The organism is Streptomyces bambusae (assembly GCF_019400985.1).
GTDB lineage: Bacteria > Actinomycetota > Actinomycetes > Streptomycetales > Streptomycetaceae > Streptomyces > Streptomyces bambusae_A.
The window spans coordinates 1-20,613 of record NZ_WTFF01000123.1 but is presented as its reverse complement, the minus strand read 5'-3'; the positions used below and the strand labels follow the sequence as shown (position 1 = coordinate 20,613).

At 72.0% G+C, this 20,613-nt stretch carries 16 protein-coding genes and 1 pseudogene; 5 read left to right on the top strand and 12 right to left on the bottom strand.

Going from position 1 to position 20,613, the window contains the following annotated elements:
* Positions 1 to 133 precede the first annotated feature (133 nt).
* The 5 genes and pseudogenes from GPJ59_RS18395 to hutU form a co-directional block, all read right to left on the bottom strand.
* Positions 134 to 811: pseudogene (locus tag GPJ59_RS18395) on the bottom strand (LPXTG cell wall anchor domain-containing protein); the annotation flags it as partial.
* A 113-nt stretch (positions 812 to 924) separates the two neighbouring features.
* Positions 925 to 2,103, bottom strand: a complete 1,179-nt coding sequence (hutI, locus tag GPJ59_RS18390; RefSeq protein WP_219668281.1) for an imidazolonepropionase — start codon at positions 2,101 to 2,103, stop codon at positions 925 to 927.
* Positions 2,104 to 2,359: 256 nt separating this feature from the next.
* Positions 2,360 to 3,763: a formimidoylglutamate deiminase gene (locus GPJ59_RS18385; protein ID WP_219668280.1), complete on the bottom strand. Its 1,404-nt coding sequence runs from the start codon at positions 3,761 to 3,763 to the stop codon at positions 2,360 to 2,362.
* Positions 3,754 to 4,944, bottom strand: a complete 1,191-nt coding sequence (locus tag GPJ59_RS18380; protein ID WP_219668283.1) for an allantoate amidohydrolase — start codon at positions 4,942 to 4,944, stop codon at positions 3,754 to 3,756. The genes GPJ59_RS18385 and GPJ59_RS18380 overlap by 10 nt, the downstream gene beginning before the upstream one ends.
* Before the next feature lie 38 nt (positions 4,945 to 4,982).
* Positions 4,983 to 6,668 (bottom strand): urocanate hydratase, encoded by a 1,686-nt coding sequence (gene hutU / locus GPJ59_RS18375; protein ID WP_219668279.1) that lies wholly within the window; start codon positions 6,666 to 6,668, stop codon positions 4,983 to 4,985.
* Between the two features lie 176 nt (positions 6,669 to 6,844).
* Between hutU and GPJ59_RS18370 the strand changes: the two genes are divergently transcribed.
* A complete protein-coding gene (locus GPJ59_RS18370) occupies positions 6,845 to 8,236 on the top strand; it encodes a diaminopimelate decarboxylase (protein WP_219668278.1) in 1,392 nt (463 codons plus the stop codon).
* A 29-nt stretch (positions 8,237 to 8,265) separates the two neighbouring features.
* On the opposite strand, the gene GPJ59_RS18365 is transcribed toward GPJ59_RS18370, so the two are convergent.
* The 3 genes from GPJ59_RS18365 to GPJ59_RS18355 form a co-directional block, all read right to left on the bottom strand.
* On the bottom strand, positions 8,266 to 9,099 hold the full coding sequence (locus GPJ59_RS18365) for a hypothetical protein (protein WP_219668277.1): 834 nt from the start codon (positions 9,097 to 9,099) through the stop codon (positions 8,266 to 8,268).
* 111 nt (positions 9,100 to 9,210) lie between these two features.
* Complete coding sequence (locus GPJ59_RS38565) at positions 9,211 to 9,333, bottom strand: DUF397 domain-containing protein (protein ID WP_308120358.1); 123 nt, start codon at positions 9,331 to 9,333, stop codon at positions 9,211 to 9,213.
* 293 nt (positions 9,334 to 9,626) lie between these two features.
* Positions 9,627 to 10,070, bottom strand: a complete 444-nt coding sequence (locus GPJ59_RS18355) for a GNAT family N-acetyltransferase (protein WP_219668276.1) — start codon at positions 10,068 to 10,070, stop codon at positions 9,627 to 9,629.
* 1,103 nt (positions 10,071 to 11,173) lie between these two features.
* Between GPJ59_RS18355 and GPJ59_RS18350 the strand changes: the two genes are divergently transcribed.
* Both GPJ59_RS18350 and GPJ59_RS18345 read left to right on the top strand, forming a co-directional pair.
* The gene (locus GPJ59_RS18350) at positions 11,174 to 12,157 is read left to right on the top strand and encodes a hypothetical protein (protein WP_219668275.1); all 984 of its coding nucleotides are present in this window, start codon (positions 11,174 to 11,176) and stop codon (positions 12,155 to 12,157) included.
* Positions 12,158 to 12,221: 64 nt separating this feature from the next.
* Positions 12,222 to 13,445 (top strand): hypothetical protein, encoded by a 1,224-nt coding sequence (locus GPJ59_RS18345; protein ID WP_219668274.1) that lies wholly within the window; start codon positions 12,222 to 12,224, stop codon positions 13,443 to 13,445.
* Positions 13,446 to 13,488: 43 nt separating this feature from the next.
* Here GPJ59_RS18345 and GPJ59_RS18340 read toward each other — a convergent pair whose 3' ends face one another.
* Complete coding sequence (locus GPJ59_RS18340; protein WP_219668273.1) at positions 13,489 to 13,836, bottom strand: hypothetical protein; 348 nt, start codon at positions 13,834 to 13,836, stop codon at positions 13,489 to 13,491.
* Between the two features lie 57 nt (positions 13,837 to 13,893).
* Positions 13,894 to 14,472, bottom strand: a complete 579-nt coding sequence (locus GPJ59_RS18335; protein ID WP_219668272.1) for a TetR/AcrR family transcriptional regulator — start codon at positions 14,470 to 14,472, stop codon at positions 13,894 to 13,896.
* Between the two features lie 213 nt (positions 14,473 to 14,685).
* Here GPJ59_RS18335 and GPJ59_RS18330 point away from each other — a divergent pair, with 213 nt between their 5' ends.
* Entirely contained in the window at positions 14,686 to 15,858 is a 1,173-nt protein-coding gene (locus tag GPJ59_RS18330) for an FAD-dependent oxidoreductase (protein WP_219668271.1), read from the top strand.
* Positions 15,859 to 16,743: 885 nt separating this feature from the next.
* On the opposite strand, the gene GPJ59_RS18325 is transcribed toward GPJ59_RS18330, so the two are convergent.
* Both GPJ59_RS18325 and GPJ59_RS18320 read right to left on the bottom strand, forming a co-directional pair.
* Positions 16,744 to 17,586, bottom strand: coding sequence for a MurR/RpiR family transcriptional regulator (locus GPJ59_RS18325; RefSeq protein WP_219668270.1), 843 nt, complete (start codon positions 17,584 to 17,586; stop codon positions 16,744 to 16,746).
* A gap of 532 nt (positions 17,587 to 18,118) precedes the next feature.
* On the bottom strand, positions 18,119 to 19,504 hold the full coding sequence (locus GPJ59_RS18320; protein ID WP_219668282.1) for a cystathionine beta-synthase: 1,386 nt from the start codon (positions 19,502 to 19,504) through the stop codon (positions 18,119 to 18,121).
* Positions 19,505 to 19,627: 123 nt separating this feature from the next.
* On the opposite strand from GPJ59_RS18320, the gene GPJ59_RS18315 reads away from it, so the two are divergent.
* A partial coding sequence (locus GPJ59_RS18315) for an SGNH/GDSL hydrolase family protein (RefSeq protein WP_308120357.1) occupies positions 19,628 to 20,613 on the top strand: 986 nt, incomplete at its 3' end.

The following is a 20,613-nucleotide window of genomic DNA, read 5'->3' as shown; positions in this document are numbered from 1 at the left end:
ACTGCGTGCTTGAGACACTGGCTCTGCCTCCGTAGCTCTCCCCCGCGACGGGTCGTCGGCACCGTACGAGTTTTATAAGATACAGGGCACCGGCCATGCGCATGGGCCCGGTGGCGGCTGCCCGCGGTCCGCCCCCGGCCTGCCGGCCGCCGCGCCGGGTCAGCCAGAGCACGCCGGCGGCCCCGGCGAGCAGGACGGTGCCGCCCAGCGTGCCGAGTGCCAGGGCGGAGTCGGTGGGGCCGGTCTGCGGCAGGGTGCCGGCCGGGCCCGCGGCCGGCACCTGTCCGGCCCCGGCGGGGGCGGCCACGTCCAGCTCCAGCGACGGGCGGGGGCTGTTGCCGGGGGTGCAGACGGTCTCCGTCATCATCGCCTTGATGGTGAGGACACCGGCCGTGAAGGTGACCTTGCCGCTCTTCTTCGGGGTGTACGTGCCGGAGAGGTCGGAGATCTTGATCGGCGTGTTGGCGGGCGCGGCCTCGGCGTTGGGCGGCCCCGAGACCGGCACGCTCGCCTGCTCCGCGCCGCCCACCACGATGACCCCGCTGGGGTTCATCGCGCCCTTGCCGAGCTCGATCGGACTGGACGAGACGCCCTTCTGGAAGGACATCGTCAGCTTGTAGCCGTCGCCCTCCTTGACCGCCTTGATGTCGATCGGCGAGACCGCCGACTTGTCGCCGATCGGGGTCTTGCAGTCGTACGCGACGTCGACGACGTCGGCCCGGGCCGCGGGGGCGGTGGTGAGCAGGGCCGCCGCCGCGAGGGCCGGGGCGGTGACGAGCGCGAGCGCGGCGGAGCGTTTGCGGTTGGACACCTTCGTCTTCCCCTCGGGCCACACATTACTGACGGGACATCAGATGGTGGCTCAAGGTACGCCCGGCACCTTGCGGAGGGAAGACAAAGGGCCGACCCGGATCGGCGGCCGCCTCAGTGCACGCGTACGCCCCGCTGCCACACGGCCGACACGAGCGGGACGCCCGGCCGGTACGCCAGGTGGACGTGGCTCGGGGCGTCCAGCAGCGCCAGGTCCGCGCGGGCGCCGGGCGCGAGGACGCCGATGTCCGTACGGCGCAGCGCCCGGGCCCCGCCCGTGGTCGCCGACCACAGGGCTTCGTCGGGGGTCATCCGCATGTCCCGCACCGCGAGTGCGATGCAGAACGGCATGGAGCTGGTGTAGGAGGAGCCGGGGTTGCAGTCCGTGGACAGCGCCACGGTCACGCCCGCGTCCAGCAGCCGGCGCGCGTCGGGCCACTGGGCGCGGGTGGAGAACTCGGCGCCGGGCAGCAGGGTGGCCACCGTACGGCCGCTGCTGTTCGCCAGGGCGTCGACGTCGGCGTCGGTGAGGTGGGTGCAGTGGTCGGCGGAGGCGGCCTCCAGCTCGACGGCGAGCTGCACGCCGGGGCCGAAGCTCAGCTGGTTGGCGTGGACCCGGGGGATCAGGCCCTTGGCGGCGCCGGCGGTCAGCACGGCGCGGGCCTGGTCGCCGTCGAAGGCGCCCTTCTCGCAGAAGACGTCCACCCAGCGCGCGTACGGGGCGCAGGCGTCCAGCATCTCGCCGGTGACGAGGTCCACGTAGCCGGCCGGGTCCTCGGCGTAGTCCGGGGAGACGATGTGCGCGCCGAGGTAGGTGACCTCCTCGGTGTGCGCGGCGGCGATACGCAGGGCGCGGGCCTCGTCGGCGACGGTGAGGCCGTAGCCGGACTTGGTCTCGAAGGTGGTGGTGCCCTGGCGGCGGGCCTCGTGCAGGTGGCGTACGAGGTTGGCCTCCAGCTCGGCGTCGGTGGCGGCGCGGGTGGCGGCGACGGTGGTGCGGATGCCGCCGGCGGAGTAGCTGCGGCCGGACATCCGGGCGTTGAACTCCTGCGTGCGGTCGCCCGCGAAGACGAGGTGGCTGTGGCTGTCCACGAAGCCGGGGATTGCGGCGCGGCCCTGCGCGTCGAAGGCGGTGTCGGCGGCGGGGGCTTCGGCGGCTGCGCCTACCCAGGCGATCTTGTCCTGGTCGATGACGACGGCGGCGTTCTCGATGAGGCCGAGGGGGGTGCCATCGCCTTGGGCGGGGTCGTTGGTGACGAGGCTGCCGATGTTGGTGACGAGGGTGGTGGTCATGGGTTCCTCTCGGAGGGATCTGCCCCCACCCCGCCCCTTCCCGAAACCGGGGCTCCGCCCCGGACCCCGTTCCGTGCGCTGCGCGCCCGGTGCGCTCAAACGCCGCGCGGGCTGGATTTATCCAGCCTCGCCGGCGTTTGAGGCGCGGGGTCCGGGGCGGAGCCCCGCATCCCCAGCCCCGCCGGCGTTTGAGGCGCGGGGGGCTGGGGGCGGAGCCCACAGGTTCGGGAAGGGGCGGGGTGGGGAAAGAACGGCGTCAGTCGCGGACGGCCGCGATGGATTCGGCGAGGGCGGACGGGACGTCGGGGACAAGGGTGTGGGCGCCGTCCCGCACGATGTGCCGGCCGCCCACCACCGTGTGGCGGACATCCGCGGCCGAGGCCGCGAACACGGCGGTCTCCGCGCCCAGCCGCGGCTCCGGTCCGGCCGTGCGGACCGTGTCCAGGGCGACGGTGGTGAAGTCGGCGAGGGCACCCACCGCCAGCCGGCCGGCGTCGGGGCGGCCGAGGGCCGCATGGCCGTCCGCCGTGGCCGCGGCAAGCAGCGCGGCGGCCGTCCAGTGGCCCCGCGTCCGGCTGCGCAGCCGCTCGTTCAGCTCCATCGCGCGCGCCTCCTCCAGGAGGTCGATGACGGCGTGGCTGTCACTGCCCAGGGACAGCGGGCTGCCCGCCCGCTGGAGGCGGGTGGCCGGGCCGATGCCGTCGGCGAGGTCGCGTTCGGTGGTGGGGCACATGCAGGTGCCCGTGGTGGTGCCGCCGAGCAGGGCGATGTCCGTGTCCGTCAGGTGCGTGTTGTGGACGCCGGTGGTGCGCGGGCCGAGGACACCGTGGTCGGCGAGCAGCTGGGTGGGCGTGCAGCCGTGGGCGGCCTGGCAGGCGTCGTTCTCGGCGGTCTGCTCGGACAGGTGCACGTGCAGCGGGGCCCCGCGCTCCGCGGCCCAGGCCGCGACGGTGGCCAGCTGCTCGGCCGGGACGGCGCGTACGGAGTGCACGGCCGCGCCGATCAGGGCGTGCTCGCGCGGCTTCAGGGCGGCCGCGCGCTCGGCCCAGGCGTCGGCGGTGCCGTCGGAGAAGCGCAGCTGGTGCTCGTTGGGGGCCTCGCCGAAGCCGGAGGAGAGGTACGCCGTGTCGAGGAGGGTGATCCGGATGCCGGCCGCGGCGGCGGCCTCGATCAGGGCCTCGCCCATCGCGTTGGGGTCGGCGTACGGGGTGCCGCCGGGGGCGTGGTGGACGTAGTGGAACTCGCCGACGTTGGTGATGCCGGCCAGCGCCATCTCGGCGTACGTCGCACGCGCGAGCGAATAGTAGTTCTCGGGCGTGAGCTTCTGAGCAACGCCGTACATGACCTCACGCCAGGTCCAGAATGAATCCGGCGCACGCCCCGTGCCTTCCACCGGGCTTGCTCCCCGCGCCAGCGGGGGTGACCCGGTGCCCGAGCCCACCTGGACCGTGCCGCGCAGGGCCCGGTGGAAGGCATGGCTATGGGCGTTGGCCAGGCCCGGGACGGTCAGGCCGCGCAGGACCTCCGCGCCGGGGGGCGGGGTGTCGGTGCCGGTCCGCAGGGCGGCGATCCGCCCGTCGTCGGACACGTCCAGGGCGACGCCCGGCTCGACACTGCCGCCGAGCCAGGCGTGCTCCAGCCAGTACGTCTTCAACGACATGCCAGGCCTTCCAGTACGTCGGCGAGGGCGAGGACACCGGCGACGCAGTCGTCCTCCTCGACGGATTCGGCAGGGGAGTGCGAGACGCCGGTGGGGTTGCGTACGAACAGCATGGCCGTCGGGACGGACGCGGCCAGGATTCCGGCGTCGTGTCCGGCGCCGGTGCCGAGGACCGGGGTCTGCTTGCCCAGGATGCGGGCCAGTTCGTCGCGCAGGGCGTGCTCGAACTCGACCACCGGGGTGAAGGACTCCCGGGTGACGGCCAGGTCGATGCCGTGCCGGTCGGCGTACTCGCCGGCGGCCTTGCGGATGCCCTCGACGACCTGGTCCAGGCTCACCCCGTCGGCGGCGCGGGCGTCCAGCCAGCCCCGGACCAGGGAGGGGATCGCGTTGACACCGTTCGGCTCGACGGAGATCTTGCCGAAGGTGGCGACCGCGCCCGCCAGCTCGGCCTCGCGCCGCGCGGCCAGCACCGTCTCGGCGTAGGCCAGCATCGGGTCGCGGCGGTCGACCAGGCGGGTGGTGCCGGCGTGGTTGGCCTCGCCGTGGAAGTCGTACCGCCAGCGGCCGTGCGGCCAGATGGCGGAGGCGATGCCGACCCGGTCGCCGGACAGGTCCAGGGCCCGGCCCTGCTCGACGTGGAGTTCGACGAACGCGGCGATGCGGGCGAGCCGTTCGGGGTCGGCGCCGATGCCGTCCGGGTCGTGGCCGGCCGCCTCCATGGCCTGCGGCAGGCTGATGCCGTCCGCGTCGCGCAGGGCGTACGCCTGCTCCTTGGTCAGCAGGCCGGCGGCGAGGCGGGAGCCGACGCAGGCGAGCCCGAAGCGGGCGCCCTCCTCGTCGCCGAAGTTGGTGATGGCCAGGGGCTTGGTGAACTGCGCGCCGCGGCGGCGCAGTTCGTCCAGCGCGGCGAAGGAGGACACGACGCCGAGCGGGCCGTCGAAGGCGCCGCCGTCGGGGACGGAGTCCAGGTGCGAGCCGGTGACGACGGCGTCCTCGGCCGAGGGGTCGCCGAGCCAGGCCCACTGGTTGCCGTTGCGGTCGGTCTCGTACGTCAGCCCGCGCGCCTCGGCCTGGGCCCGGAACCAGGCCCGGCAGTCGGTGTCGGCGCCGGTCCACGCGTAGCGGCGGTAGCCGCCCGAGCCGGCGTCGCGGCCGACGGGCCGGAGCTCCGCCCACATCTCGTGGAACGAGGCTCCGGCCGTGCTTGCGTCGATGCTCACGCGGAGTCACCCTCGCGCATGGGGACGCGGACGCCGCGCTCGGCGGCAACGGACTCGGCGATGTCGTAGCCGGCGTCGACGTGCCGGATGACGCCCATGCCGGGGTCGTTGGTCAGCACCCGGCGGATCTTCTCGCCGGCCAGCTTGGTGCCGTCGGCGACCGAGACCTGGCCCGCGTGGATGGAGCGGCCCATGCCGACGCCGCCACCGTGGTGGATGGAGACCCAGGAGGCGCCGGAGGCCACGTTGACCATGGCGTTGAGCAGCGGCCAGTCGGCGATGGCGTCGGAGCCGTCGAGCATGGCCTCGGTCTCGCGGTACGGGGAGGCGACGGAGCCGCAGTCGAGGTGGTCGCGGCCGATGGCCAGCGGGGCGGCCAGCTCGCCGGAGGCGACCATGTCGTTGAAGCGCTCGCCGGCCTTGTCGCGCTCGCCGTAGCCGAGCCAGCAGATGCGGGCAGGCAGGCCCTGGAAGTGGACGCGCTCGCCGGCCATCTTGATCCAGCGGTGCAGGGACTCGTTCTCCGGGAAGAGGTCGAGGATCGCCTTGTCGGTCTTGGCGATGTCCGAGGCCTCGCCGGAGAGGGCCGCCCAGCGGAACGGGCCCTTGCCCTCGCAGAACAGCGGGCGGATGTACGCCGGGACGAAGCCGGGGAAGGCGAAGGCGCGGTCGTAGCCCGCCAGCTGGGCCTCGCCGCGGATGGAGTTGCCGTAGTCGAAGACCTCGGCGCCGGCGTCCATGAAGCCGACCATGGCCTCGACATGCTTGGCCATCGACTCGCGGGCGCGGGTGGTGAAGCCGGCCGGGTCCTTGGCGGCGGCGTCGGCCATGTCCTCAAACGCGACACCGACCGGCAGGTAGGACAGCGGGTCGTGCGCGGACGTCTGGTCGGTGACGATGTCGATCGGCGCGCCCTCGGCGAGCATCTGCGGGAGCAGCTCGGCGGCGTTGCCGAGGAGGCCGATGGAGAGCGGCTTGCGGGCGTCGCGGGCCTCGGTGGCGAGCTGGAGGGCGTGGGCGAGGTTGTCGGCCTTCACGTCCAAGTAGCGGTGCTCGATGCGGCGCTCGATGGCGCGCGGGTCGCAGTCGATGCAGATCGCGACGCCGTCGTTCATGGTGACGGCGAGCGGCTGGGCGCCGCCCATGCCGCCGAGGCCGGCGGTGAGGGTGATCGTGCCGGCGAGGGTGCCGCCGACCCCTCCCTTACCGATTGAATGCAGCTTCGCGGCGACGGCGGCGAAGGTCTCGTAGGTGCCCTGGAGGATGCCCTGGGTGCCGATGTAGATCCAGGAGCCGGCGGTCATCTGGCCGTACATGGTCAGGCCGAGCTGCTCCAGGCGGCGGAACTCCTCCCAGTTCGCCCAGTCGCCGACCAGGTTGGAGTTGGCGATGAGCACGCGCGGGGCCCACTCGTGGGTCTGCATCACGCCGACCGGGCGGCCGGACTGGACCAGCATGGTCTCGTCCTGCTTGAGGGTCCGGAGGGTGCGGACCATGGCGTCGAAGGAGCGCCAGTCGCGGGCGGCCTTGCCGGTGCCGCCGTAGACGACGAGCTTGTCGGGGTGCTCGGCGACCTCGGGGTCCAGGTTGTTCTGGAGCATCCGGAGGGCGGCCTCCTGCTGCCATCCGAGCGTGCTGAGCTCGCTGCCGCGGGGGGCACGTACGGGGCGGGGTCCTGACATGGGTGTGCCTCCTGGCGATGCGGTGATCTCGGCGGGTGTCGGCGATCTCGGCGATCTCGGCGGTCTTCGTGATGTGTTCGATGCGGTCGATGTGGTCGATCCATTCACATCCTGACCCCCTGAATAGATTCAGTCAACAGCTGCGCGCGGACCGGTCGGATGGTTGGCTGGCATGCATGGCATCCGACGTGGACGCGTACGCGGGTACGGAGGGCGCCGTCGCGCGCCGCGACCTGGCGGTCCGGGCCGCCGTGGAACAGGGCCTGGTCGGCCCGGCGGAGGGCGACCGGCCGCTGGTCTGCCTGCTGGACGTGGCCGGGATCCGGTCCGCGGCGGCCGCGCTGACCGAGGCCTTCGCCACCGCGCTGCCGCCCGGCACGCCCGTCCTGCACGCCTTCGCGGTCAAGGCGGCGCCGCTGGTGCCGGTGCTGGCCCTGCTGGCCGACGCGGGGCTGGGGTGCGAGGTGGCCAGCCCCGGGGAGCTGGCGCTGGCCCGGGCGGCGGGGCTGCCGGCGGAGCGGATCGTGCTGGACTCGCCGGCCAAGACGACGGCCGAGCTGCGCGAGGCGCTGGACCTGGGCATCGCCGTGAACGCCGACAACCACCAGGAGCTGCGGAGGCTGGACGGGCTGCTCGCGGCGGGGCGGGGAGCGGGGGTCGGCCGGGGCTCCCCGATCGGCGTACGCGTCAACCCGCAGATCGGCGCGGGCGCCATCGAGGCACTGTCGACGGCCACGGCGACGTCGAAGTTCGGCATCGGGCTGCGCGACCCCGGGGCGCGTGAGCGCCTGCTGGAGGCCTTCGCCGAACGCCCCTGGCTGACCCGCCTGCACACCCACTCCGGCTCCCAGGGCGTTCCCCTGGACCTGATCGCGCAGGGCGTACGGGAGGTCCACGCGCTGGCCGAGGAGATCAACGCGGCGGCGCTGCGCCGCACCGGCCGGCGGCAGATCGACACGCTCGACATCGGCGGCGGGCTGCCGGTCGACTTCGGGTCGGACTCAAAGGTGCCGACGTACACCGACTACGTCGGCGCGCTGCGCGACGCCGTGCCGGCACTCTTCGACGGCTCGTACGGCCTGGTGACGGAGTTCGGCCGGTCGCTGCTCGCCAAGCACGGCCTGGTGGTGGCGCGGGTGGAGTACACGAAGACGACGGGCGGCCGGCCGGTCGCGCTGACCCACGCGGGGGTGCAGCTGGCGACCCGGACGGTGTACGCGCCGGCGGCCTGGCCGGTGCGGATCCTGCCGTACGACGCGAAGGGCGCGCCGCGGACCGGCGAACCGGTCGCCCAGGACGTGGCCGGCCCGGCGTGCTTCGCGGGCGACCTGCTGGCGACGGCCCGGCGCCTGCCGCTGCTCGAACCGGGCGACCTGATCGCCGTACCGGACACGGGCGCGTACTTCTTCACGGCCCACTACGGCTACAACAGCCTGCCGCGCCCGGCGGTGTACGGCTTCACGGTCACGACCGACTCCGAGGTCCACTTCGCTTTGGTCCGCCCGGCCCAGACCCCGACAGACCTGATCACAGAATCCGGCGGCCCCTTCCGCGACGCCTTGCTGTGAGGCGGGCGGGGGGCGGGGCGCGGCGACGGTCACACGGTGGCGGCCATCACCCCCACGAAGATGACTCCCGCGGTGACGGCGCACAGGATCAGGGTCCCGAGTGCGACCACCACGCGTGTGAAGACGGGGTAGACACCGACCGGGTTACCAGGGTTCTCCGGGTGGTAGCTGATCTCGATCCGGCTCGCGTACGCGTCCCGGTAGTAGCTGTGGAGTGTGCCGCTGGAGTCCGTGTACTCGTACTTGCCGGACTTCCCGTACGGGCTGGTGCGAACGGCCATCACCGTGATGCCGCGCCAGGGGAGGAGCCACATCTGGAGTGAGCGTTCCGCTGCAGCCGCACTCGCGAGGTTGAGGAACACGGACACCAGCCCCATCGGGATCGCCAGGATGAGCATGCCCGCCTCGCCGTGCAGGACGAACAGCACGCTGGTCACGATGAGCGACGCGAGTCCGGGCCCGAGGGCGACCAGGACCCAGGCCAGGCCTCTCGCCTTCTGTCCTGCGCTGATCGGGGGTGCGGGGGGAGGGGGAGTACGCAGGGAGCGGGTCGTCACCAGTGCGGCGCCGTCGAAGGACGGGTCCGGCTCCGGCAGCCGGGCCAGGGCCGTGCCCAGCGTCGTCGCGAACAGGCCGGCCGAGGCCTCGTTCACGCCGTCGATCCGGTGCGTGACGGGCGTGCCTCCGGCCGGAGCCCGCAGTTCCACGATCACTGCCCGCCTGTCGGGTACGACGTCCCGCACGGCCCGCAGGGGTATCCGTGTCTCCTCGTCCCCGCGCCGCAGCGTCAGCACGTCGCCCTCGTGTCGCAGGACGGTGCCGCCGCTGCCACGCAGGATGGGGGCGGAAGGGGAAGCGGTCATGGCTGTGGTCGTCCTTCTATTCGTATTCGGTGAGCGCGGCGGCGGCGAAGGTGGCGACGGCGGTGACCGGTGCCCGGCCGACGCCGCGCAGGGTGAGGACGGATGTCGTCGTCATGTCTTCAGGCCGGTGACGAACGCGGCCCGGGCGGCCGGGACGACGAGGATCGGGCCGTCGGGAACCTTGCTGCCGTGGACGGGGACGGGGACGGGGACGGGCAGGGGCGGGGACGGCACCAGGGCTCAGGGACTCCGTCGAGGACTTCGAGGCAGTCGCCACCCTGACTGTTGCCGTAGGTGTTCTTGAACCAGTGGGCGTTGCGCAGGTCGTACTCGCGCATCCGACGTCCTCCGCTGCTGACCCGATCAGTTCGAGGGACGTCTTCGGCTACAGCGGGGCGACCCTGAGCAGATCGTATGCTCGCTGCGATTCCTTCACCACGGCCGGCTCGTCGAGGAGAATCCCCAGAATCTCCGTCTCTGCAGAGGCCGTTGGCGGGCCGTCCTCGAGCTCCATGAGCTTGAGCCGGCTAGCTCTCCACCCTGTAGAAGACCTTCCCGTCCCGAGGGACCGCGCCGAGCGCCTCGTAGAACGCGAGCGCGGCCGGGTTGTCGCGGTCCGCCGTCCACTCCACACGCGAGCATCCGGCCTTGCCGGCGGCCGCCTGAAGCGCTCGCATCAACGCGCCTGCCGCGCCTCGACGTCGCGCCGTCTCGCGTACGAACAGCTCCTTCAGGTACAGGCTGGTGTCCGCGCCGGCGGCCGGCCACAGAAACGTGTAGCTCGCGAGGCCGACCACCTGCTCACCGTCTCGGGCCAGCAGCACGGTGGCCGCCGGCCGGTCGCTGAACAGCGCGGTCCGAATCTGAGCCGGGTCGCCGGGCACGGGCTCTCCGCCGTAGTAGGCCTCGATCTCTCCGAGCATCTCGGAGATCACGTCAACGTCCGCTTCGGTTGCCTGCTCAATCAGCACTGTTTGCCCCTCTCGCCTGCGGGCAGCGCCAGGACCTCACGCAGCACCCGCACCTCCGCCACCGACTGTGCCTCGGGCACCCTAGCCGCGACCTCCCGAGCCCGATAGATGATCAGCGCCGACCGGTACTCGGCCGGAAGGCCCACGATCGTTGACGTTGCGAGCGCGGCGGCACCTGCCGAGCGGTGCCACAAGGCCCCGCCCTGCACAGGGCAGACCACCGGCCAACTGCCGAGCCCGGCCCGCCGGCTCGGCCCCCTACGGCTGCAACAGCCTGCCGCGCCCGGCGGTGTACGGCTTCACGGTCACGCCCGACTCCGAGGTCCACTTCGCTTTGGCCCGCCCGGCCCAGACCCCGACAGACCTGATCACAGAATCCGGCGGCCCCTTCCGCGACGCCTTGCTGTGAGGCGGGCGGGGGCCGGGGCGGCCTCGCCCCGTGGCTCGGGCCGGGCCGGGCCCACGGGCATCACCTGCGGCCGCCCCTCGCCGCACACAGAATGCAACAAGGTGTCATCGGGCTCAGGCTTTGGCGCCGACCGGGCCCGACTCCTCCCGATGAGTTGCAGCGACTGGAGTCACCGGGGGCACACGCAAAGATGCCCGGTGCATTGCAGCAACCTATGGTGAGTATGTAGAAGGCGGTGCACGGCCCGACGTGGACGCGGGGGCCCATGGGGTATGCCGGCGAGGGCCGCATCCCCGCACAGCGTCCATGGGCAACGCCGCCGGATTACCTTGACCGTAAAGCCGGGCGGGGAGGCCGTGCCGGGCCGGCGGCAATAGCCGAGGCACCAACGGCGCTCAACCCGACTTGGTTCGAGGCACTGTTCGAAGTCATCCCGTAGGCGGGCTCCTGCGCCTTCGAATGGGAGTGATGGTCAATGGCCGGCCGCGGCCTGAGGGACCTCGGTGGAATAGTTACCCGACTTCTGCTTGGCCTGCTGCGATCGCTCCGCGATCTCCTCGCACATCTTGTACGTCTGCTACGGCTTTTGTTGGCGCTCCTGTGCCGACTGCTCCACGGCAAGGTGCCAGAGCGCTACGAAGAGCAAGACTGCGCACACATGCCACCACAGGTCAACAGACGCCCCGATCCCTGCTTGTACAGCCAGTCCTATCTCGCATCACAAGGAATCGCGATCACTTGGGACAACCCGGACATCCGGATCACCACGCCGGAAGGTGCGCCGATTTCGTCCACCAGCCTGGCGCCTGACACCGACTACGTCATCGAAGGGACGATCCACAATGCATCGTTCGATCCCGCGATCGGCGTAGTAGCCCGATCCTATTTTCGCAGCTGGGGCATCGACTTCGCCGATCGCCAGCCCACGGAGCTGGACGGAAACGGTGAGCCGGCGGAACGGATCGTCCACATCGGCGCATGGGGACAGACCATTGCAACCTTCAAGTGGCACACGCCGGCTCTGGCAGGACACTACTGCGTCACCGTGGAGTGCCATCACCCGGCGGACCGGGAGCCGGCCAACAACGTGGGACAGGAGAACACAGACGTCGTGGAGGCGAGACCCGGCTCCAGTGCGCGCATCACAGTGCCGTTTTTCAATCGGCGCGCACGCGAACGTGACTTCCGGCTCAATGTCGACGAATACGAGATCCCGAAGAGCCACGTGGAACTGACGCTCGAGCGAATGAGCGGAAGGAGTGTTCACAATCGGGCCCAGAGAGACAAAAACACTGCGCGATCGATCGAACAGGACGCACTCCGAGGTGCTCGGATCCGGCTCACCGATGCGCACCGTCGCGCACGGCTGGGCGAGGGCTATGAGGTCTTCGGGTACGCGGGGCGCTCGCGCCTCGCGGCCGAAGACGGCCATGGCAACTTCGAGCTGGAGCAGGACTGGGTAGTGACGCTCCCAGGACACGAACGCGGCGAGAACGGCTGGCGCGTCGTCGTTTCGCCCGGCGACACGGAGATGATCGACGTCGTCGTCGACGTGCCCGAAAGAAGCATTCCCGAAGACCGGAAAGTCTTGAACCTGACGGCCCGAGACCGCTTCGGCACGGTTGTCGGCGGCGTAACCGTGATCCTGAAGGTGGTGGCGAACCATGCCGTACCGTGATGTCACCAAATGCGCCCCTCCGGGTCAGTCGTACGCGATGACAGCGAGCGGGAACATTGCCTGGTTGCTGATCCAGAGCGCCATCGGGGGAACCATCGCAGGCTTTTTGGGGGCCGTGGTGAGCCAGGCCCTCGCGGAGTCGATCATGTGGGGCTGCGCAGCCGGTGTGGCCGCCTACGCCTCTCTTCTGATTGCAATTTCCGAGCTGAAAGACTGGTATTACAACCGACGCCTCATGTGCATTCACGAAGACCAGTGTGCAATTGGCACGCTGGTCGATGTGCCGCTGCTGAGCCTAGGGGCGTTCGGAGACGGCGACATGAAGTTCGACCTCCTCGTCGCGCCTTTCGGCCAGAATGAGGTCCGCGACTACTTTCGCGACAGGATCACGACGCCGTCCGGCCCGTTCGGCCCTGGCCCAGCCGATCCGAGCGTCGACCAGAACCTCGTAAACTACGTCGCCGACTTTCCGGAGGACAAGAAGAACCGCCTGTACATCACGGTCGTACATCAGGACATGCTGAGCGCCGCGAACCGCGCCAGCGGGCGCGACTTCCAGGACCACTACCTCGTGCGCGATCGGGTGGCGATGGGCCAGGAAGCCTACGACCATTCAGACGGGGACACGCCCGCCGACTTTCCCTCACCGAACCCGATGTTCCGGGCCGATCCGCACGAGACACTCGCGCCCTACCTTCATTGCGAGCTCGAAGGCGACCGATTCGCAAGGATCATGGACAACATCACGGTCGCTCTGTGGACCGGCCTGATCGCACTCATCACCATCTGCGTGCTATGTACAGCGGTGCCGCTCCCGCCCCTGCTCTGCGGTCTCCTCGCAGGCGTGGGTGCACAAATCCTGGCCTTCCTCGCATGGTTGATCTCGCAACTGGTGAACGATCCCGACGATGGAATTGCAGGACAAGAGGACGCCGGCATCGTCGACCCCGCCTATGACGGTGACAGCGCCACGATCTATCCGGGCGACTCCTTGGCGATCCACGGCGACTGGATCATGGACGAGGAACACGGCAAGTACTTTGAGCTCCATCCCGTCAAGGCGGTCTATCTCGTCTGCCGGCGCCGGGGTGGAGCAGCCCCGCCCTGGGAGGTGATTCAGGACCTCACCGACCGTCGCGCCGACTGCCCCTACCCCCTCACCGCGGTGACGGCACGGGACGCCGCAACAATCTGCAGACAAATCAACCCGGCGGAAACCGCTGTTGTCCAGAGGGCGATCGAGCGCACGCACGCTCAAGCGTTGAGCGTCGCGGCAGGACTTCGCTGAGTCGGCCACGCGAGACGCGTGATCGACCGGACGCGTCCTGCGCTCAAAGTCGGGCTCCGGGCCCGGACGCCGCCTCGGGCCCGGCGGCGACTTCGGGCTCGGCCGCGACTTCGGGCTCGGGTCGAGCTTCGGGGGCGGTGGGCAGGGGGACGAAGTGGCTCAGGCGGTAGGTCGTGGGGTGCTTGAGGCGGCCGCACAGGATGTCCGCGCGGAGCTCGGTCCAGTCCTGCGGCGGGCGGGCCGTGCGCAGCCCCCGGAGGTACTCACGCCATTCGTCCTCGTCCTGGGTCACGAAGACCACTTCCCAGCGGCCGGCCTCGGGCGCGAAGCGCTCGGCCGCCCGCCGGCTCTCGGCCTCCCGCTGGCGCTTCCTCTTCCGCTGTCCTGGCATCGACCCAGCATCGCCGGAGCCCACCACCCCTGCAACGCATTTGCCCCGCCCGGCAGTTCAGGCCCGCAGTACTGCGGCCACAGCAGGGGCGTAGGCGGCGATCAGGGCGGCGCGGTCGAGGGCGGTGACGGGCGGGAGGCGCAGGAGGTAGCGAGTCAGGGCCAGACCCAGGAGCTGGGAGGCGATCAGGCCGGCGACGCCGGCGGCCCGTTCCGGGCCGAGTACGGCCGCCAGCGCCGGGAAGACCTGGGTCACGAAGATCTCCCGCATCCGGGTGGCAGCCTGCTCGTTGGTCACCGCCGAACGCAGCAGGACGAGCAGCGCGTCGTCGACCGGGTCCCCCTCCCAGCGCTGCACGAAGTGGCGTACGAGGGTCTCGGCCAGCTGGTCGGCCGGCACGGCGGTGAGGTCGGGCAGGTACAGGTCGACCTCGGGGGCGTCCTGCGCGGCGGCGAGTGCGGCATCGAAGAGCCCCTGCTTGCTGCCGAAGTAGCGCATCACCATCGACGGGTCGATGCTCGCGTCCGCGGCCACCGCGCGGATCGTCGTGAGCTCGTACCCGTGCGCGGCGAACCGCTCGCGTGCGGCACGCAGGATCGCGGCCCGGGTCTGGTCGGAGCGTGAGGTCGTCGCCATGCCAACGAGTGTAGGCCAACGGATGTAGGCCAACAAACGTGGGCCAATGCTCGTGGGCCCATCCCTAGGGATGTTGGCCCATGCCTGCACCCCAACAGGTGTAGGCCAACACCCGTAGGCCAACAGGTGTTGACACGACACGCCCCCGCGGCGCATCCTCAAGTCAACAGACGTTGGCCAACAAACGTTGGCCCACTCAGGAGGGGACTCGCCATGGACAACCACCGCACCGCCGAACTCCCCGCACTCCCCGAACTCCCCGAACTCCCCGCCCGCACCGAGGTCGCCGTCGTCGGGGCCGGGCCGACCGGCCTCGCCCTCGCCATCACCCTCGCCGAGGCGGGCGTGGACTTCGTCCTCCTCGACCGGCAGGCCGACATCCCCCGCACCTCCCGGGCCGGCGTCGTGCACGCCCGCACCCTGGAGGTGCTCCAGGAGCTGGGCTGCGCCGACGAGCTGGTCGAACGCGGGCTGCCCGTAAGCCGGTTCACGGTCCGCGACGGCAGCCGCCGACTGCTCCACGCCGACTTCGGCGGACTGCCCACCGCCTACCCCTACGCCCTGCTGGCCCCGCAGTACGAGACCGAGGACGTGCTGCGCGCCCGGTTGCGGGCGCTGGGCGGGGAGGTCCACCGCCCCTACGAGGTCACCGCCGTCGCCCAGGACGCGGACGGGGTCACCCTCACGCTGACCGGCGGGCGGACCCTGCGCGCCGGGTACGCCGTCGGCGCGGACGGCATGCACAGCGTGGTGCGCGAGGCGTCGGGCATCGGCTTCGCCGGCGGCTCGTACGGCGAGTCCTTCGTGCTGGCCGACGTGGTCATGGACTGGGCCCCGGGCCGTGAGGAGGTCTCGCTCGCCTTCGGCGCGGCGGGGCTGACGGTCGTCGCTCCGCTGCCGGGCAGCGACCGGTTCCGGGTCGTCTGCACGGTGGACGAGGCCCCGGCCGCGCCCGACCTGCCCCTCGTCCAGCGGCTCCTCGACGTGCGGGTGCCCGGCCAGGCGCGGGTGCGGGAGCTGGTGTGGTCCTCGAGGTTCCGGGTGCACCACCGGGTCGCGGACCGCTACCGCGCGGGGCGGCTGCTGCTCGCCGGGGACGCGGCGCACGTGCACAGCCCGGCCGGCGGGCAGGGCATGAACACGGGCATCCAGGACGGTTACGCCCTCGGGCGGGCGCTGGCCACGGGCACGCTGGACGCGTACGAGGCGCGGCGGCGGCAGGTGGCCCAGCGGGTGGTCGCCTTCACCCACCGGATGACCCGGGTCGCCACGACCCGCAACCCGCTGCTGCGGCTCGCCCGGAACACCGTGCTGCCGCTGCTTGGCCGGGTCCCGGCGTTCCGTACGCGCCTGGTGACGGAGCTGGCCGAACTGAACTACCGCTGAATCTGCCCCGGCGGCCTGGCCCGACCCCAGCGGGCATCCGGCGTACGGCTGCTGCGGACCGTGGGTGGTTGCTCGCGCAGTTCCCCGCGCCCCCGGCAAGGCCCGGCCCGGCCCGGACCCGAAGCCCAAGCCCGGCCCCCGGGCGGGGACGTGGGTGGTTGCTCGCGCAGTTCCCCGCGCCCCCGGCAAGGCCCTGCGCGGCCCGGACCCGAAGCCCAGGCCCGGCCCCCGGGCGGGGACACCGCCGCACGACCGCCGCGGACCGTGCGTGGTTGCTCGCGCAGTTCCCCGCGCCCCCGGCAAGGACCCACGCGGCACGGACCCGAAGCCCAAGCCCGGCCCCCGGCCGGGGACGCCCGCCGCACGACCGGTGCGGACCGTGCGTGGTTGCTCGCGCAGTTCCCCGCGCCCCCGGCAAGGACCCACGCGGCACGGACCCGAAGCCCAGGCCCGACCCCCGCGCCGGGGACACCCGCCGCACGACCGGTGCGGACCGTGCGTGGTTGCTCGCGCAGTTCCCCGCGCCCCCGGCAAGGACCGGCCCGGCCCGGACCCGAAGCCCAAGCCCGGCCCCCGGCCGGGGACACCCGCCGCACGACCGGTGCCGACCGTGCGTGGTTGCTCGCGCAGTTCCCCGCGCCCCCGGCAAGGACCCGCGCGGCCCGGACCCGAAGCCCAAGCCCGGCCCCCGTGCCCGGGACACCCGCCGCACGACCGGTGCGGACCGTGGGTGGTTGCTCGCGCAGTTCCCCGCGCCCCTGGCAAGGACCCGCGCGGCCCGGACCCGAAGCCCAGGCCCGGCCCCCGCGCCGGGGACACCCGCCGCACGACCGGTGCGGACCGTGGGTGGTTGCTCGCGCAGTTTCCCGCGCCCCTGGCGGGGTCCTACTCCACGAAGAGGCCTCGGGCGGCGGCCTTGGTGTCGAAGGCTTCCAGGCGGGCCTGGGCGTCGGGGAGGGCGTCCGCCATGGCCTCCAGCAGGACCCGGCCCAGCAGCATCGGCGCGCACGCGGTGTCGAAGGCCAGCCCGGTGCCCACGGCGGCCGGGATCAGCAGGTCGGAGTGGCGGGCGACCGGGGCGAAGGCGGAATCCGCCACGGTGACCACGGTCAGCCCGGAGCCGCGGGCGTACTGCAGGGCCTCCACCACCTCCTTCGGGTGCCGGGGCAGCGCGAAGCAGAGCAGGGCCGTGGCGCCGGCCCGTACCGCCGCGTCGATGCGGTCGGCGAGCATCGAGCCGCCCTCGTCCAGCAGGCGTACGTCCGGATGCACCTTGCCCGCGAAGTAGGCGAAGCCGCGCGCCTGCGAGGACGCGGCCCGCAGCCCCAGGACGGGCAGCGGGGTGGAGCCGGCGAGCAGCCGGCCCGCCTCTTCCACCGGGCTCGGGTCGGCCAGCATGGCGGCCAGGTGCCGCAGGTTGTCGATCTCCGCCTCGACGGCCTGCTGGTAGGAGTTGCGCTCGTCGTCCTTCCCCGGGACGGCCCGCTCCGCCGGGGCGACCTCGCGCAGGTAGCGGCGCAGCGCGGGGTAGCCGTCGAAGCCGAGCGCCACCGCGAACCGGGTGACCGAGGGCTGGCTGACGCCGGCCAGTTCCGCCAGCTCCACACTCGACAGGAACGGCACCTCCGAAGCCCCCCGCACCATGCAGTGCGCGATCCGCCGCTGGGTCGGGGTCAGCCGGTGCCCCTCGAACAGCTTCTGCAGCCGCGCTGCCGGGCTGTCGTTCATCGACGTCCCACCCTCTCCCCAAATTTATTCACTCACCCTGCACTCTGCATGCGCTTATGCAGGACGGCAAGCCGCAGCCCGCTCACCGAGACGCGGGGCGGGTGAGGGAGGGGAGGGAGGCGAGGGAGAGGGGCGCGGGGACCGCCGCACCCCCGGGCCGTGGCCCGGGGGGCGGGACGACGGCGGTCCCCGCGTCGGACACGGGCCGGGTCAGGGCCGGCTTGTCCGCGTCCAGGCGTCCACGCGGTCCGGGAGCCGCTCCGGAAGTGCTGGGCGCCGCTGGTGGCGCCGGCCGGACCGGTTGCGGGTCCCGCCGACGAACACCACTGTGCCGGAGCCGTGTTAAGGCGGCGCTGCCGTCACGTGTCGGGCTCGTGCCGATTACTTGCCGATTACTTGGCGGCACGAGCTGCACGCGTTACTTGGCCGCACGCGCCGCACGAGCCGCCGTACGAGTCTCCTGCCCGGCCCGCCCGCCGGCCCGCCCGGCCCGCCCGCCCCCTACGACGCGCCGCCGCCCCGACCGCTTCGCCTACTTCGCCGTGCGGGCCAGGAACGCCAGCAGGTCCTGGCGGCTGACCACGCCCGTCGGCTTGCCCTCGACGAGGACGATCGCCGCGTCCGCCTTGCCCAGGACGTCCATCAGCTCGGACACCGGCTCGCCGGAGCCGACCTGCGGCAGCGGGGCGCTCATGTGCTTCTCCAGCGGGTCCGTCAGCGAGGCCCGCTGTGCGAACAGGGCGTCCAGCAGCTCCCGCTCCACCACCGAGCCGACGACCTCGGCGGCCATCACGTCCGGGTGCCCGGCACCCGGCTTGACGATGGGCATCTGCGAGACGCCGTACTCGCGCAGGACCTCGATGGCCTGGCCGACGGTCTCCTCGGGGTGCATGTGCACGAGCGAGGGCATCGTGCCCTGCTTGTCGCTCAGCACGTCGCCGATGCGGGCGGCGGTGCCGGGCTCCTCCAGGAAGCCGTGGCCGGCCATCCACTCGTCGCTGAAGATCTTGCTCATGTAGCCGCGGCCGCTGTCCGGGAGCAGGACCACGACGACGTCGTCCGGCCCGAGGCCCTCCGCCGCGCGCAGGGCGGCGACGACCGCCATGCCGCAGGAGCCGCCGACGAGCAGGCCCTCCTCCTTGGCCAGCCGGCGGGTCATCTGGAACGAGTCCTTGTCGGACACGGCGATGATCTCGTCGGCGACGTTCTGGTCGTAGGCGGTGGGCCAGAAGTCCTCACCGACACCCTCGACGAGGTACGGGCGGCCGGAGCCGCCGGAGTAGACCGAGCCCTCGGGGTCGGCGCCGATGACCTTGACCTTGCCGCCGGACACCTCCTTGAGGTAGTTGCCGGTGCCGGAGATCGTGCCGCCCGTGCCGACGCCCGCGACGAAGTGGGTGATCTTCCCGTCCGTCTGCTCCCACAGCTCCGGGCCGGTGGTCTCGTAGTGCGAACGGGGGTTGTTCGGGTTGCTGTACTGGTCGGGCTTCCAGGCGCCGGGGGTCTCACGGACCAGGCGGTCGGACACGTTGTAGTACGAGTCCGGGTGCTCGGGGTCGACGGCGGTCGGGCAGACCACGACCTCGGCGCCGTAGGCACGCAGAACATTGATCTTGTCCAGCGACACCTTGTCCGGGCACACGAAGATGCACTTGTAGCCCTTCTGCTGGGCCACGATGGCGAGTCCTACACCGGTATTGCCGCTCGTGGGCTCCACGATGGTGCCACCGGGCTTGAGCGCACCGCTCTCCTCGGCCGCCTCGATCATGCGCACGGCGATGCGGTCCTTCACCGAACCGCCCGGATTGAAGTACTCGACCTTGGCCAGGACGGTGGCCTGGATCCCTTCGGTCACACGGTTGAGCTTCACCAGCGGGGTGTTGCCGACGAGGCTGATCATCGAGTCGTGGAATTGCACCATGTTCTCCAAGGACAGGACTCCACGGGTTCTCCGGGAGGCACCGCCAGAGTAAGCCGAAAGTGATTGACCGAGCGGGAGTACGGGGCAGGTACGTCCAAAGACGAGGAGGTGGCGCGGAAGGTGTCGAGGGCGAGGACGGCCCGCCGGATCGCGGCGGGCGCGGCGTACGGCGGCGGCGGGCTGAGCCTGCTCGGCGTCGCGACGGTCGGCCTGGTGCTGGCCGAGGTGCAGCTGGCCAAGCGGACCGTCGGGTCGGGGTTGGGCGAGCCGCCCCGGGCGGACGGGCTGTACGGGAGCGAGTTCGGCGGACCGGAGCAGAGCCCGGGACCGCTGCGCCTGGCCATGCTGGGCGACTCCACGGCCGCCGGGCTGGGCGTGCACAGGGCCAGACAGACCCCGGCCGCGCTGGTGGCCTCGGGTCTGGCGTCGGTGGCCGAGCGGCCCGTGGAGCTGCGCAACGTAGCGCTGTCCGGAGCCATGTCCGACGACCTGGACCGGCAGGTCTCCCTGCTGCTGGACCACGACCGGCCCGCCCCCGACGTGTGCGTGATCATGATCGGCGCGAACGACGTGACCCGCCGGATGCCGCCGACCCAGTCCGTCCGGCTGCTGACCGCCGCGGTACGCCGGCTGCGGCTGGCTGGCGCCGAGGTCGTCGTCGGCACCTGCCCCGACCTGGGCACGATCGAGCCCGTCTACCAGCCGCTGCGCTGGCTGGCGCGCCGGGTCTCCCGGCAGCTCGCCGCCGCGCAGACCATAGGGGTGGTGTCCCAGGGCGGCCGGACGATCTCCATGGGCGACCTGCTGGGCCCGGAGTTCGCGGCGAATCCGCGCGAGATGTTCGGGCCCGACTCCTACCACCCCTCCGCCGAGGGGTACGCGACCGCGGCGATGGCCGTCCTGCCGACGGTGTGCGCGGCGCTGGGCCTGTGGCCCGACTCCGACCGGATCGACGTCACCCGCGACGAGGACATGCTCCCGGTCGCCAAGGCGGCGTCGGCGGCCGCGGGCGAGGCGGGTACGGGGGGCACGGGCCGTCTCTTTTACCCCTCTCCCGGCCCCCCGAGCCGGGGGTGGACTCGTAATCCGGCTCTCGCTTTTAAAAA

Coding starts and splice junctions, on each gene's coding strand:
- hutI (WP_219668281.1), bottom strand. CDS start 2,103: ATGACCACCACCCTCGTCACCAACATCGGCAGCCTCGTCACCAACGAC.
- GPJ59_RS18385 (WP_219668280.1), bottom strand. CDS start 3,763: ATGTCGTTGAAGACGTACTGGCTGGAGCACGCCTGGCTCGGCGGCAGT.
- GPJ59_RS18380 (WP_219668283.1), bottom strand. CDS start 4,944: ATGTGGGCGGAGCTCCGGCCCGTCGGCCGCGACGCCGGCTCGGGCGGC.
- hutU (WP_219668279.1), bottom strand. CDS start 6,668: ATGTCAGGACCCCGCCCCGTACGTGCCCCCCGCGGCAGCGAGCTCAGC.
- GPJ59_RS18370 (WP_219668278.1), top strand. CDS start 6,845: ATGGCATCCGACGTGGACGCGTACGCGGGTACGGAGGGCGCCGTCGCG.
- GPJ59_RS18365 (WP_219668277.1), bottom strand. CDS start 9,099: ATGACCGCTTCCCCTTCCGCCCCCATCCTGCGTGGCAGCGGCGGCACC.
- GPJ59_RS18340 (WP_219668273.1), bottom strand. CDS start 13,836: ATGCCAGGACAGCGGAAGAGGAAGCGCCAGCGGGAGGCCGAGAGCCGG.
- GPJ59_RS18335 (WP_219668272.1), bottom strand. CDS start 14,472: ATGGCGACGACCTCACGCTCCGACCAGACCCGGGCCGCGATCCTGCGT.
- GPJ59_RS18330 (WP_219668271.1), top strand. CDS start 14,686: ATGGACAACCACCGCACCGCCGAACTCCCCGCACTCCCCGAACTCCCC.
- GPJ59_RS18325 (WP_219668270.1), bottom strand. CDS start 17,586: ATGAACGACAGCCCGGCAGCGCGGCTGCAGAAGCTGTTCGAGGGGCAC.